Annotated in this window: 7 protein-coding genes; 1 reads left to right on the top strand and 6 read right to left on the bottom strand. The window is 52.0% G+C overall.

Translation table 11 applies throughout. The features are described from left to right. Positions 1 to 195: 195 nt before the first annotated feature. From MKY86_RS02385 to MKY86_RS02370, 4 genes are all read right to left on the bottom strand, one after another. On the bottom strand, positions 196 to 2,043 hold the full coding sequence (locus MKY86_RS02385; RefSeq protein WP_076081966.1) for an N-6 DNA methylase: 1,848 nt from the start codon (positions 2,041 to 2,043) through the stop codon (positions 196 to 198). 83 nt (positions 2,044 to 2,126) lie between these two features. Then, positions 2,127 to 2,402, bottom strand: coding sequence for a type II toxin-antitoxin system Phd/YefM family antitoxin (locus tag MKY86_RS02380; protein WP_076081967.1), 276 nt, complete (start codon positions 2,400 to 2,402; stop codon positions 2,127 to 2,129). 47 nt (positions 2,403 to 2,449) lie between these two features. After that, a complete protein-coding gene (gene gnpA, locus MKY86_RS02375; RefSeq protein WP_076081968.1) occupies positions 2,450 to 4,624 on the bottom strand; it encodes a 1,3-beta-galactosyl-N-acetylhexosamine phosphorylase in 2,175 nt (724 codons plus the stop codon). A gap of 12 nt (positions 4,625 to 4,636) precedes the next feature. After that, entirely contained in the window at positions 4,637 to 5,656 is a 1,020-nt protein-coding gene (locus MKY86_RS02370) for a glycoside hydrolase family 88/105 protein (RefSeq protein WP_076081969.1), read from the bottom strand. Positions 5,657 to 5,850: 194 nt separating this feature from the next. Between MKY86_RS02370 and MKY86_RS02365 the strand changes: the two genes are divergently transcribed. Further along, on the top strand, positions 5,851 to 6,792 hold the full coding sequence (locus MKY86_RS02365) for an AraC family transcriptional regulator (RefSeq protein ID WP_076081970.1): 942 nt from the start codon (positions 5,851 to 5,853) through the stop codon (positions 6,790 to 6,792). Between the two features lie 7 nt (positions 6,793 to 6,799). Here MKY86_RS02365 and MKY86_RS02360 read toward each other — a convergent pair whose 3' ends face one another. After that, entirely contained in the window at positions 6,800 to 7,222 is a 423-nt protein-coding gene (locus MKY86_RS02360; protein WP_076081971.1) for an NUDIX domain-containing protein, read from the bottom strand. Between the two features lie 430 nt (positions 7,223 to 7,652). Next, on the bottom strand, positions 7,653 to 14,756 hold the full coding sequence (locus MKY86_RS02355) for an S-layer homology domain-containing protein (protein ID WP_340825959.1): 7,104 nt from the start codon (positions 14,754 to 14,756) through the stop codon (positions 7,653 to 7,655). Positions 14,757 to 14,953 lie beyond the last annotated feature (197 nt).

Below are 14,953 nucleotides of genomic sequence, written 5' to 3'. Positions count from 1 at the left end.
ACGGGAAAATAAATGTACCTCTATACTATCATATTATCTCCACGCCGGCCCCCGGCCAAGAATTGATATATTACATCAGATCTTCATATTTGCGCTTCCCTCATTGCTCACATAATCAATAATATCCTGCAAATCAGTTAGTGCCAATCTCAGATACCGCAATTTATATTCTTTATCCATATGTCCCTCCCCTGATTATTTATTCATACCGATCTGCTCCAGCAACCGCTCCCTTTCCGTTCTGAATCTCTGCTCTGTCTTTTGAAGCTGGTCCTCATATTCCTGCCTATTCTCTCTAAGTTCGGCTCCCACATGGTTCATCAATTCCAGCGGGAATAGAGGGACTTCAAGTTTCTCTAATTTGGACGGATTCATTAATTTAATTGTAGTCCCTGTCTGCAGACCATCGAGCATCCTGCGTCCTACTTCACTTTGTAAAAATTCATACAGCACATAAGCATTATATCGAGCCGGATTCACCCGAATAATGGATAGATTGCCGCTCACAAACGCTTCTTCGTGCTGCTCATCTACCATTGCAAATTTGACTGCAGACCCTTTGGAAGTCATAACAATATCCCGTGTACGGATCGCATATTTATCGAGCCATTCCTTCTTTTTATACCTGATTCTTAACGCTTCATCATAGGTGATTCTTCCATCCTCAATATTTTTAATATTCAATAGACAGTGGGTGGCCGTAACCGATAGCTCCGATAACTCCTCTGCGGTTAACTGCACCCCGCGTCTAATGGAAGCAACATCGCCAAGCTTAAGAGTTCGACCCAGAGAATATTTCAGCACATCAAAATCCAGATATTCCTTAGGGTTAAGGCTATAGTTGTACTCCCTGATCTTTGCCAGATCAACAAATCTGCAGAAGCCCTCTTCTTCTGTACCGTTCCAGTATGCAGAAATAATCTTGGTGATTCCCTCTCCGGTAATCATGGCTTGGTTCCTGTTCAGTCTCTCCGCATACCTGCTGGCATCGATAAACAACACCTTGCCCCGCCTATCTGTCGGCTTAGACTTATTAAATATAATGAGTTCTGTACCTACTCTAGTTCTCAGATACAGGTTGTCCGGCAGAGTAATTACCGCCTCTATCCAATCCTCTTCAATAATTGCTTTGCGTATATGTACCTCGGCATGCCTAACCAACGTTCCCTTGGTTCCCGTTACGGCTGCCCGTCCCCGTTCATTTAAATGAAATAGCGCATTCTGACAATAAGCCCAATCTGCAGAGGACTTGGGAGGAAGACCATATACATATCTGGGATCATGTTGACTCTCCTGTGGATTCCACGGCATTCCGAAAGGAGCATCTGACCAGACAAAATCGGCCTTTGAAGGTTCATCTTCCCATTGAATTCTCTCCAGCACATCTTTATTTTCAAGTTGAAAAGAGGGAATACGATTAAGATTTAACAGCAATTTTGAAATCAAATAGTCGGCTGCATTCCGCTCTTCTCCATAATATGAAACAGGCTCCCCCCAGCTCTGAGCCCGGAGATTCGCATACATTTCAATGGCAAAGCTGGATATTCCTGAACAATAATCAGCAACCGTCACAATATTCTGGAAATCCATCAACCCAATAACCAGCTTAAGAATAGTTTCCGGCGTCTGATTCATTTCCTCACTGCCGCTGTATTTCAAAGCAATTAAATGAATGAACCTTAAGACCTCCTCTTGATCATTGAACGGAAATCCGGCAACCTTCCCAATCATCGTTTGCAGGACCCTATCAGGAATATTACATTGGAGAAAAGAGGGGACCAAGCCCGTAAGTACTCCTTGAAATTCCTTCTGCCGATGCTCGAGCCCAAACATGATTTTATCCAGGATATGAGCAATGGAGTCTGACTCTGAGAGCATTTCCCCGGCACCTTGATCTTCTTCGCCTTCCCCGAACTCTCTTAAATAAACAATGGTCACAAGAACCAAAATCATGCGGCCTATCTGTTCATTTCTATAAAAACCTTCCAAATCCCCCGTTATCGATTCAATTAAGCACATAAATTCATTTTCTCTGCTATTCATTAATCCGCACCTCTTTTATGTATGACCATACCTAATTATTACTCTTCAAAAAAATACGCCTTAAAAAAGGCGTTTCCACTTGTTCACTTGGTCCTATTCCGAATCTGCATTCGTAAATTATCGATTACCTCGGAGTGACTATAGCGTTCCTTTGAGGTATCCGCTTCATGTTCAGCTTCCTTAAGCTTCATTATAATTTCTTGATTCTGCTGAATATTCTCATATTGCTCAATACTCATGACTACCATATCACCATAACCGTTTTTGGTAAGGAAGACTGGTTCCTTGCTCTCATGGACAATCCGGGAGATTTCAGAGAAATGGTTACGCAAATCGGATACAGGCCTGATCTGTGGCATATAACCCCTCCTTCTTTGCGCTATCATATCATAATTATGATAATGATTCAAATCCTCCCCATCACCCGAATCACCGTATCAAAAGCTTCCAGCTCCACAACCTGCGGACCATAGTCCGTCCCGATGGTGGTAAGCTGCGGCTGACCGCTATTGTTGATCACAACCAGGCGCTTGCTCTGCGGATAATACGCGCACTCGGTGTAGAGATTATCCGGGAGGTAGCGGGTCTCCTCCAGCTCATTGCCGGCATAGCGGATCAGATTCAGCAGCAGGCGGGTATTCTCCCAGCTGAAGGCAAAGGACGGCAGGTAGATGCCCTTCCCTCTCCCGAAGCTATTCACCGTCAAGGCCAGTTTGCCCTCTGCCTCACGGACCACCGCAGCAGCCCCGTCGGTCAGATAAATCCCGTTCTTCGGCGTGAGGCTGACGCCATCCGGTACCAGACCTGGCACCGGCTGAACCTCATAGGCCCATTTGCCATGGGCTACCCTTGCGCCCGTATCCTCATCCACCCCGAGAATATGCGCCAGCCGGAAGTAATGATCGTAGCCGTCCACGGCGGAGGGTTGATTCACCCCGATCAATGCGCCGCCCTTATACACCCACTCTGTCAAGGCGTCCACTGCCTGGCTGTCCTTCCAGTGGTCCCCGCCGCTCCATGCTGAACCGGCGCTGCCTGCATTGATCACCACATTCACATGCTGCAAGGCACCCTGACGGATATCCTCGAAATCAATGAACCGCACCTCCACCGGCAAGCCGGATAAGGCCTCATTGATATGAATCAGGTCATGCATATATGTCTCATGGAAGTGGCCCGACAGGGTCCATGACCGCAGCTTGCCCCACGAGTGCAGAACAGCTACCTTAGTCTTGATCTGATAAGGCTGCCCCTGCCGGTGCAGCTCCTTGATCTCCCTGAATTCATCCGCAATCTTCTCAATATACGCACAGAAATCCGGGTAAGGCTCGACCAGATGCAGATAGCCGCCCAGGCCGATCCGGTCGACCGGCTCACGCAGCAAGGCGCGCCGGATGTTAATCCAGTATTGCTTCGCATCGAGTGTGGGATTGCCCCCTTCCATGAAGGTGGGTGCGCCGCCCAGGCCAACCGGGAACAGATACGGATGCAGCCGGATCTCATGCGTCTCTACCTTCACCCCTGAGCAGAGTCTGGCTTCATAGCCCGAGAACACGCATTTGATCATCCCGTCGAAGCCGAACTCCCCGAAGCGGTCATTGTAGGGCTCAGCGCCCACCCAGCTGTCATCGTAGAAGACATAGGCCAGCTTGCCGTGCTTATGGACAATGTCAATTAACTGCTTGCCGAACCCGATGACGAAATCGTTGATAAAAGCCATATAGTCCAGCTTGCGCTGCTCTGCCGGAATATGACTGACACGGTATTTGCCGCCGTTCACGAAATCCTCTGCGGTCAGCGGATAGCCGTATTGCTCCGCGAACAGATCCAGGCCCCGCGCACTCACCGTGAAGTCGTAGGCCCCCCAGTCCGAGAACAGATGGCGGTTCTGCCCGCTGCTGCCCCAGATCCAGGCGAAATTGTAGAACAGGGAGGTGAAGCGGACCACTGTCGTCGCCTGATGCTCCCCGCACCAGTCCTCCATCCAGTCCAGCAGGTACTGCCGGATCCCCTTATACATCGGATCGATCTGCATCAGATGCTCTTTGTCCCAGTGATTCGTCGTGTGGTTGTACATGGAGATCTCTTCCCAGATCCGGTAGGCCATGAAGCTGACGGTATATTTATGCCAAGGCGTAATGCCGGTTAGCACCACATTGCCGGACTCCCGGTCGTAATTCCACTGCTCCCCCGGCACCTCCTTCCCGGTTGTCCGGTCGTACACCTGCCAGTACTTGAATGCCTCAGGGGAATCATTCACCCTGAATTGCTCTGCGAAGAAATCCTCCAGCAGATAGATGGATATGTAATCCTGCACGGCCACCTTCGGACTTGTAATCAGGAAGGTCTGCTGCAGCTTGTCCGGGTTCCTCGCCGCCCAGCCGTTATGGTCGCGGATGATGCACAGGGTCGAATAGATGCCGTAACCGGCATTAATAATCTCTTCTGACAACTGCGTACCGTCACTGTCACGAATGACATCGGCCCCCCAGCGTTCGGCAAGCTTCAGCGTCAGTGCTTCATAACCGGCTTCCCCCGGCAGGGTAAAAGCTCCTGTGGAGCCTGTAGATAATTTCGGCAACGGGAATTCCTCCTATTTCAGCAGATCCGACAGGAACGCAAGCGCGAGGCCCTGGCCCCAGCCTTGAGTCCAGTCCTTGGGAATATGGCGGTACCCTTCACGGTCCTTCATGACGGCGGTGCCGCCCGATACGTTCAATACGCGTCCGTCTTCAGTAATGTTCTCCAGAATGCCCTTCAGGGCCTTTTGCACATATTTGGTATGCAGCGGATTTCCGTTATTCACCATGGCCGCAGCGATCCCGCAGGATGCCGATACCTCTTCATAGGACTCCTCATCGTCCAGCAGCGTACGCCACAGGCCGTCCTCCGTCTGTACCAGCTTCAACGCCGCCAGCTGATCCCGGAGCGAGCACTCCACATCCATACACTGCGGGTACAGGTACCACTCCTTAAGCAGCGGCTTCACCTGCGACATCGTATAGGCTCCCCAGGCGTTGGCCCGGCCCCAGTACAGCCCGGACATATGGTCCTGCTTCACATGGTTATAGCCGTGGAACCAGAGGCCGGTGCTGGGGTCCTGTAAATATTTGATGTGCCAGTAATACTGGTTAAGCGCGTCCTGGATCAGCTCCTGATCCTCCAGCTTACTGCCCACACGCAGCAGGAAGAACGCAGCCATGAACAGCGTATCCGCCCAAGCCTGCTCCGGGAAGTCATTGGACACCGAGACCGTATGCTGCAGCACCTGATCCCCGAACCGCAGCGCGCTCCCCCGGATATAGCCGATTTTACTCATGACAATATCCCAGTATTTCTGGTCCCCGGTCTCTTCGTACAAGGTGATCAGCATATGGCCCATGGCACAGGTGTTGACCGTCCAGTCGGGCAGCCCCAGCTCAATATATTCATCTACCCACTTCACCAGCTGGTCCAGGTACTCCTGGTTCCCCGTGGTCTGGTAGGCTCTGGACACCCCATAATAGGCAACGCCGCAAGGCCACTCCCATGTTAAATCCATCGCCAGTGTCTTCCTTGCCACTTTATCGATTACGCTTAAGATTTCTTCCCGGTTATAGTTGACTTGAAGCATGTGTATTCCCCTCTCCTGTTCCCTGCGTCTCTGAAGGCAGCTATTATCCGTCCATCCGTTTGGAAGCGCTTTACAGAATCTATTGTAAGCAGTAAAATGTTCTACATCTAAGCACATTCACATCAAAACTGCGCAGTTTCGACCCTTTATTCTACATTCCTATTCTAACGCAAGAAGGACAGGAGCTGTTGAAGATGCCCAGAAAAAAGAAACCCGTCATTGAGTACCGCCACTACAGCCTGCCGATCCGTTTCCCTGTCCTGCTGCTCAGCGGCGAACGCTGGAGGATCTCTGATATCAAGAGCGAGCACCTGCATTTCCACAACCACCTGGAGATCGGGATCTGCTATTCAGATAGCGGGATTATGGAGATTAAGGGCGAGAACGTGCCTTTTGCCGCCGGGGATGTGACCTTCCTGCCGCGGTATCTGCCCCATACGACGTACAGTTCTCCGGGTGAGGCCAGTCTGTGGTCCTATCTGTTTTTCTCGCCGGAGGATCTGTTTCAGCATTCCTTCAAGAGCGCCTACGCTGGCTTCGAGCCGAATCTCTGGGCAGTGCAGGGCAGGAACTGTATTCTGAGCAGAGACAAGCACCCCCTAGTCTATACGCTGGCCACCTCCATCGTCCTCGAATTACAGCAGCAGAAGCCTTACTATCAGGAGAGTGCGTACGGCTTATTGCTGTCCCTGTACATTGAGCTGCTCCGCATTCATTCTACGAACGAAGCCTTGAGCGGCCAGGAGGCCGGGCATACGCTCCTCGGTGACTTCGCTATCGCCCCCGCGCTGGAGTATATCACCCGCAACTATATGGCGCCGATGACCATCGATGACCTGGCCGGGCTGTGCCACTTGAGCACCACCCATTTCCGCCGCAAATTCCATGATACGATGGGCACCGCCCCCCTGGATTTCCTGAGCAGCACCCGGATTGAGGAAGCCTGCAAGCAGCTTAAGAGCACCGAGGATTCAATTCTGGAGATCTCGGAGAAGGTCGGCTTCCACTCCATCTCCAGCTTCAACCGCTGCTTCTCCAAGCTGATGGGCGTCCCGCCCAAGGAATGGCGCAAGGGTGCGCAGTCGGAGGCGCAATCGGCGAAGGCGAGTATTCTGGAGTTCACGGGGTGGGTGTGAGTGCAGGTTATTTTCTTGCCAGTGCTACTCTTCTTATACTTTCTTTGGTCCAGGGAGGAGCCAGGGGGTGATCCATAACTTCATCGTGGGTCATCCAATATACGGCTTCCACTTCATCAGGACTCCGGGTGGTTGCTGTACCACTGTCATATTCACATAGGAAGACCATATTGATGACATTGCGTCCGTCCTCTGTCACGAAGGAGGAGCTATACACAAAAGTAACCGCATCCTTGATCACGATGCCAACCTCCTCATCGCATTCGCGCTTCACCGTCCGTTCGAGGATTTCGAGCGAGTTGCCCTCAATATCCACTTTCCCTCCTACAAGAGCCAGAGTCCCTCCTGCATGCTCTTCTTTGGTACTCCGTGTAATCACAAGCCACTTATCTTCCTTACAGATTGCTGCTTCTACGTTAACAATGAACATACGCCATGCCCCTCTCCTGAAAATTCTGTTAAAGCCAATTATAGCAAATACCAGACCTCATATAGCAAATACAAGGCTTCCAATCGCCCGGGTAATCAGCAAGTGGACAAATGTATCTTAATTTATCGCTTTCTGGCGATTGTACGCAAACAGGTGGAAAAACAACAACTAATTCTAGTGATTGTGCCAATTCCGCTGAATTGTGATTCAATAAGTAACATTTATCCAACTACTGTCCCTTCAGGACTCGTCCGCTCTACAGCAAGTGTATAAAATCCAACTGCTTCCGCGCAGCACCCCGCCCCTCCCAGCTCGAAATCCCCCTATTGTTGGGTACACGCTAAATGCCAAAATTCTAACGCCAAAAAAAAGCGAATTCAGCCTATGACTGAATCCGCTTTTTCTGGTTTGCCCAGTTTAATTCATACCATTAATCAATCAACTCCGACTTCTGGAGCAGACGCTGGATCAGCACCGCCACTTCTGCGCGGGTAACGTTGGCTTTGGCCTCCAGCTTATTGCCGCCGCGGCCGGTGATTAAGCCGGCGGATGCTGCGAGCGCCAGACTGTCCTTCGCCCAGGCTCCCGTGCGGCTTGCATCCGTAAAGGCGGCAAGCACACCAGCGGTGTCCACTGTGCCGGTCTGTTCTGCGAGACCGGTCAGCTTCATCGCCTTAGCGATGATGTTCATGGCCTGCTCGCGTGTGATCCGGTCACCGGGACGGAAGCTTCCATCCTCGAAGCCGGTAATCAGACCCGCCCCGGAGGCTGTTCCGACTGCTCCTGCATACCAGCTATTCGCCGGAACATCTGCGAACCTCGCAGCTCCCTCTCCAAGCTTCAGGCCCAGACCGCGTACGATGATCGCTGCGAATTCTGCACGGGTGATGTCAGCGTTCGGGTTGAACGTGGATTCGTTCACCCCGTTAATGACCAGACGGGAGCCCATGTCATTCACTGCATTCTTCGCCCAATGCTTCTCCACATCCGCGAACGTCAGCGGATGCCAGACCACCGAATAGGTGCTGTTCGTCAAACTGTTGATCTCTGCGTAGTATTTACCATCCTTCTGGATGATTCTGGTCGGTACATGACGCACCGTTCCATCCGGATCAACAACGATACCAGTTGTAAGCCGGTTGGGGTTAACCCCCTGCGGAAGCGCTACTGTCCGCGATACATATGCATTGAACCGGCTCACCTCTACTGTTGAGGTTCCGAAAGAAGCAGTAACTGTGAAATCCAGGATAGGCGCTGCAAGGGTCAGGCCGCCCCTGCTTGCCGCAGCGGTGACCACCTGATTCATGGCAGCCGAAGCATCACCAATGGTAATTCTCAGCGTAATATCTTCCAGCTTAGCCCCGTTACCTAATCTTGCGGCCAATGCGCCGATGTTAATCTCGGATGCAGGCAACGTATAGCTGCCCTTGCTGGTCTGAAGCACCAGGGTGGCCGCCACATTCTCCATATTCTTGATCATCTGGCCGCTCAATTCGCCGGCAATCACATTCGAATCCAGCATCATCGGGATAGTTACTACAGCTCCGTTCCCCTCGGCATCCAGCTTCGCCTGCAGTCTGGCCGGATCTACCGCGATGGTCGTCGTTCTAAGGTTACCGGAGATCGTGGTCGTTGCTTTGCCCGCGTTCTCCTCCTTGCCGTTCACAAGGACAATCACATCGGTAACCGTACTGGCCGCATTCCCGGAAGGGGTCCCGCTGTTCGGGTTACTTCCGCTGCCCGGGCTGACCGGATCGGGAGTCGGCGTTACCGGAGTAGTCACTGCAACTACTGCAATGACGCTGCCGTATTTTACCACCATATCTTCAGCATCTATCTCAGCAATGCCAATTGTATCCCCATCGGCTGCCGGAATCAGCCCTTCACTGCCTACAAGCGTGTATCCGGTCAGAAGGTCTCCCACATTCGGCACGATGATGCTGCCAGAACCAAAGTTCTTATACAGCAGCTTATGTCCATCAGCCGGTGCAGGCGTAACCTTGATTTGTGTATAGCCGTTACTCTCTGCACCACCCGGATCACTGGCACTCACAGCCAAGTTCCCGGCAGGGATCAAGACATTCGTTGTAAAAGTCAGCGCAGTTGCCGGTCCCGCCGGAACCGATCCGCTCGCCGCCACCCGTACCTTTACGGCATGCTCGCCGCTGAGGTCCGGCAGGTTCGTTCCGTCATAACGTACGAAGGGTCCGTCATCCACGGAGAATTCCATGCTGGTGTTCAGGCCCACAATCGAATTGTTCAGATCATCCGCCACCACTTCTGGAGCCGCCGGGATCACGGCATCTGAGTCATGAACGGTCACCTGAGCAATAGCAGAAGCAAAGTCCGTTGACGTAGCTTTCACCCGCACATAATACGTGCCTGGTGCAAGACCGGTAATCGTAGTGTCTGTAACTTCTGTCCAAGCCCCTGTGTTCCCCATCTGGTATTCCATCTGGACGGTCAAATTCTGCAGTGTTCCGTCATTGGCTCCGTTATAGGTCACATCCGTGACACTCACACCCACCGGAGCGGCCTGGCGCGCGGGAACACTTAATATTTGCGCAGCACTATCGGTGGTGGTCACCCCGTCGCCCGTCTTCACGATATTCAGCACGCTTCCCAGCCAACTGCTGTCTATAACCAGCGCCCCGTCTGCTGTCGTCGTTATCGCCGAGCCGTTCACGGTGTATAAAGCGTTCGGTATCAGTCCCGTTAGTAGCTCAGCGGCATAATCAATGATACCAATAGGCGTCACTTCCGCCGTTGCCGCGAATGACGTTACCGTCAATGGCACCGAAGCTGAGGTGAAGGCAGTTGCTGTCGCCTTCGTGCGAACATAATAAGTATCCGGTTCAAGTGACGTTACGCTTGTACCCGCAACATTCACCCAAGCGCCTGCGGCCCCCCGCTTGTATTCCATCCCCGAATCCACATTCACCAACGCGCCATCTTTCGCATTAATCGCGGTTTCATCGGTCGCCGTTACACCTGTAGGCGCTGCCGGGCGGGACGGGACATTCAGCGTCTGCGCCACGCTGTCTGTAGTCGCTGAACCGTCTCCCTTTTTCACGATGCTTAATGGTGTTCCCAGCCAGCTGCTAACTATAGCCAGCTTGCCGCTGCTGTCTGCCGTTACAGGCTGACTGTTCACGGTATACGCACCGCCTGGCGTCAGGCCAGTCAGTTGCTCGGCAGTATAGTCAATGACAGCTGCCGGGGTAATCTCTGCCGTTGGCACATACGCATTCACCGTCACACTATGCGCTTCTGACACAAATGCAGTTACTGTCGCCTTCGTGCGAACATAATAAGTATCCGGTTCAAGTGACGTTACGCTTGTACCCGCAACATTCACCCAAGCGCCTGCGGCCCCCCGCTTGTATTCCATCCCCGAATCCACATTCACCAACGCGCCATCTTTCGCATTAATCGCGGTTTCATCCGTTGCCGCTACACCCGCAGGCGCTGCCGGGCGGGAAGGAACATTCAGCATCTGCGCCACGCTGTCTGTAGTCGCCGAACCGTCTCCCTTTTTCACGATGCTTAATGGTGTTCCCAGCCAGCTGCTAACTATAGCCAGCTTGCCGTTAATGTCTGCCGTTACAGGCTGACTGTTCACGGTATACGCACCGCCTGGCGTCAGGCCAGTCAGTTGCTCGGCAGTATAGTCAATGACAGCTGCCGGGGTTGCTTCCGGCGTTGCCGTGAATGCATTCACCGTCACACTATGCGCTTCTGACACAAATGCAGTTACTGTCGCCTTCGTGCGGACATAATAGGTATCCGGTTCAAGTGACGTTACGCTTGTACCCGCAACATTCACCCAAGCGCCTGCGGCCCCCCGCTTGTATTCCATCCCCGAATCCACATTCACCAACGCGCCATCTTTCGCATTAATCGCGGTTTCATCCGTTGCCGCTACACCCGCAGGCGCTGCCGGGCGGGACGGGACATTCAGCGTCTGCGCCACGCTGTCTGTAGTCGCTGATCCGTCTCCCTTTTTCACGATGCTTAATGGTGTTCCCAGCCAGCTGCTAGCTATAGCCAGCTTGCCGTTAATGTCTGCCGTTACAGGCTGACTGTTCACGGTATACGCACCGCCTGGCGTCAGGCCAGTCAGTTGCTCGGCTGCGTAGTCAATGACAGCTGCCGGGGTAACCTCTGCCGTTGGCACATACGCATTCACCGTCACACTATGCGCTTCTGACACAAATGCAGTTGCTGTCGCCTTCGTGCGAACATAATAAGTATCCGGTTCAAGTGACGTTACGCTTGTACCCGCAACATCTGTCCAAGCACCTGCTGTGCCGCGCTTATATTCCATACCTGTTGTCACATTCGTGAGTGTTCCATCTTTCGCATTAATCGCGGTTTCATCTGTCGCCGCTACACCCGCAGGCGCTGCCGGGCGGGACAGGACATTCAGCGTCTGCGCCACGCTGTCTGTAGTCGCTGAACCGTCACCCTTTTTCACGATGCTTAATGACGTTCCCAGCCAGCCGCTATCTATAGCCAGCTTGCCGTTAACGTCCACCGTTACAGGCTGACCATTCACTCTATAAGCACCGCCTGGCGTCAGGCCAGTCAGTTGCTCGGCTGCATAGTCAATGACAGCTGCCGGGGTTGCTTCCGGCGTTGCCGTGAATGCATTCACCGTCACACTATGCGCTTCTGACACAAATGCAGTCACTGTCGCCTTCGTGCGGACATAATAGGTATCCGGTTCAAGGGTTGTTACGCTTGTACCCGCAACATTCACCCAAGCGCCTGCGGCCCCCCGCTTGTATTCCATCCCCGAATCCACATTCACCAACGCGCCATCTTTCGCATTAATCGCGGTTTCATCCGTTGCCGCTACACCCGCAGGCGCTGCCGGGCGGGACGGGACATTCAGCGTCTGCGCCACGCTGTCTGTAGTCGCCGATCCGTCTCCCTTTTTCACGATGCTTAATGGTGTTCCCAGCCAGCTGCTAACTATAGCCAGCTTGCCGTTAATGTCTGCCGTTACAGGCTGACTGTTCACGGTATACGCACCGCCTGGCGTCAGGCCAGTCAGTTGCTCGGCAGTATAATCAATGACAGCTGCCGGGGTTGCTTCCGGCGTTGCCGTGAATGCATTCACCGTCACACTATGCGCTTCTGACACAAATGCAGTTACTGTCGCCTTCGTGCGGACATAATAGGTATCCGGTTCAAGGGTTGTTACGCTTGTACCCGCAACATTCACCCAAGCGCCTGCGGCCCCCCGCTTGTATTCCATCCCCGAATCCACATTCACCAACGCGCCATCTTCCGCATTGATCGCCGTCTCATCGGTCGCCGTTACACCTGTAGGCGCTGCCGGACGGGACGGGACATTCAGGGTCTGCGCCACGCTGTCTGTAGTCGCTGATCCGTCTCCCTTTTTCACGATGCTTAATGGTGTTCCCAGCCAGTTGCTAACTATAGCCAGCTTGCCGCTGCTGTCTGCCGTTACAGGCTGACTGTTCACGGTATACGCACCGCCTGGCGTCAGGCCAGTCAGTTGCTCGGCAGTATAGTCAATGACAGCTGCCGGGGTTGCTTCCGGCGTTGCCCCCACTCCACTGTCCAGTACAATTCTTGTATTGTCGTTACCTACAATATAGAATTTATCATTCTGGAACCTAACCTGGTTTAATCCGCTTCCGCTGACTCCCAGCGCCTGCTCGTCATATTGGGTCCAGGTAACCAGATCTTTAGAAGAATAAGCCACATGGGATTCCCGATCGTTGTACACCATACCTGCAGCAACATAATAACCGTTACCATAATCTATGGAACGCAGCTCCGTCCAGGCTGAGTCTGCATCAATCCCATGTTCCGTCCAGACAGAGCTGCTGCTTAACACACCGCTTGTCTCCAGCAGCTGCGGAGTTCCATCATTGCCATTCGTAGCCATAACGGCATATTTTCCATTTGCATAAGTGATATCATAGAAAGTGAAGTAGCTGGAGGGCTCGTAATTCTTCAATGAGTCAAGTGAGCTCCAGCTTGTTCCATTCGTAGAGGCCCAGATTCCTCCATCCCCAAAAGCCACATAACCCCCGTTCACAGCCTTCACATGATTGAATGAAGCTCCGCTTAAGGTTGCTACAACAGCCCATGAGACTCCATCAGCAGATTGTAGAACATTATTGGCAGTCACAGCAACAAAACCGTTAGTGCCATAAGCTAATCCTTTTACAAGACCGGCAGCTCCGGCTGGAAGATCTGTAACCGTCCAATTCTCTCCATCTCCAGAGACACCCAGCTTCTTCCCCGCTGCAACGAAAACATTGTTTCCATAGGCAATTTCAGCGAATCCCAGATTAGGCGGCAGGTGGTTAGACACACTCAACTGATTCCAGCCGCTTGAAGAGGACATGAATATATTATCCTGAACCTCCGTACCAAAGTCTGACAGAACGTTTCCAGCTACCACCCACTTGCTTCCATTATACGTGCTTCCTTGCAGGTTCCCGCTGAACCTGACCCAGCGGGTCTGATCTGGCGTCACGACAAGACTATGTGCTGACTTCGTTATCAGAACCATTCCTGTGCCGTTTGAAGCGGCCGATATAATGGTATGATTCGTTACGGGTTCCGCCGCTGTCCACGCCCCTCCACTATTGGCCGAAGTATACATTTTACCTTCCCTGCCAAATCGATAGAGTAAGGATCCCGCCTGCACAATGCCAAGCATATTATCATAAGAAGAGTCTGCGGCAAAGGTCATTCCATTGCTGCTTACATAACCGTTCTCCCAGTTTTTCGATACATAGAGCTTACCGTTATACACAGCTAATGCATCCAGTCCAAACGTTCCGCCCAAGAATGCAGACGTCCAGCTTGACCCGTCATCCGAGTGGGCATAAGAGGCGAATACATTGCCCGTAATCACATATTTTCCATTGAAATTAATAATGTCTGTTAGAAAAAAAGGACTGCTGGTGGTCGATTGGGCTGGCCAGAGCGCAGGAACCGTACTCCACTGGCTCCAATTCTGTCCGTCTGCAGAAGAATAGATAACCCCCAGGTCTTGCGCCCGATTAGTGGCACTCCACCTTCCGCCGACAGCATAAAATGTCCCGTTAATGTAACGCACCTTTTGCAGGATGTCAGCATTTACAGATGAGGATTTATCACTCCAGGTTCCGCCTCCGTCCGTAGAGACAATGACCTTAGCCTTTGCAGTGGAGTTTGAATAATCTACACCTACCGCTACATAAGTACTTGAAGTAAATGCAATACTCCTCCAAGAAATCTTGGCATTAGATGACGGGGTGCTAATCTTGCTCCAGCTCATCCCATCTGCCGATTGTACAATTCTCCCGCCCTCTCCTACTGCGGTATAAGTTCCGCCCGCATAGATTACACTGTTCAGATTCGTATCCAGGTTCTCTGCCACCGCCGATGCAACAGTCAAAGTATCCGCCGAAGCCTGTGCTCCGGCAATGCTCATATTCGGGAATATCAGCAATAATATAAGAATGAAAATCGAGCCTTTTTTCCATAACAACGGTCTTTTCATACACATGTCCCCTTATGTCCATTAAATGTGCCGTTCAATTTATCCGTTAGTCAGCCCTCAACCTGTTAGTAAAAGTGCCCTCCTATGAGCAGAATGTAATTCTCCACATTGGATTCGACAAAAATCGCCATAAACCTTCAAAAATACTATGCTAAAATTTAAAATATATCATTATATTTTTTAGCTGGATTTGGAAG

This window comes from Paenibacillus sp. FSL R7-0333, assembly GCF_038000365.1.
Classification (GTDB): Bacteria; Bacillota; Bacilli; order Paenibacillales; family Paenibacillaceae; genus Paenibacillus_AQ; species Paenibacillus_AQ silagei.
Note: the sequence above shows the minus strand (reverse complement) of the source record. Positions and strands in the feature narration are given on the sequence as shown.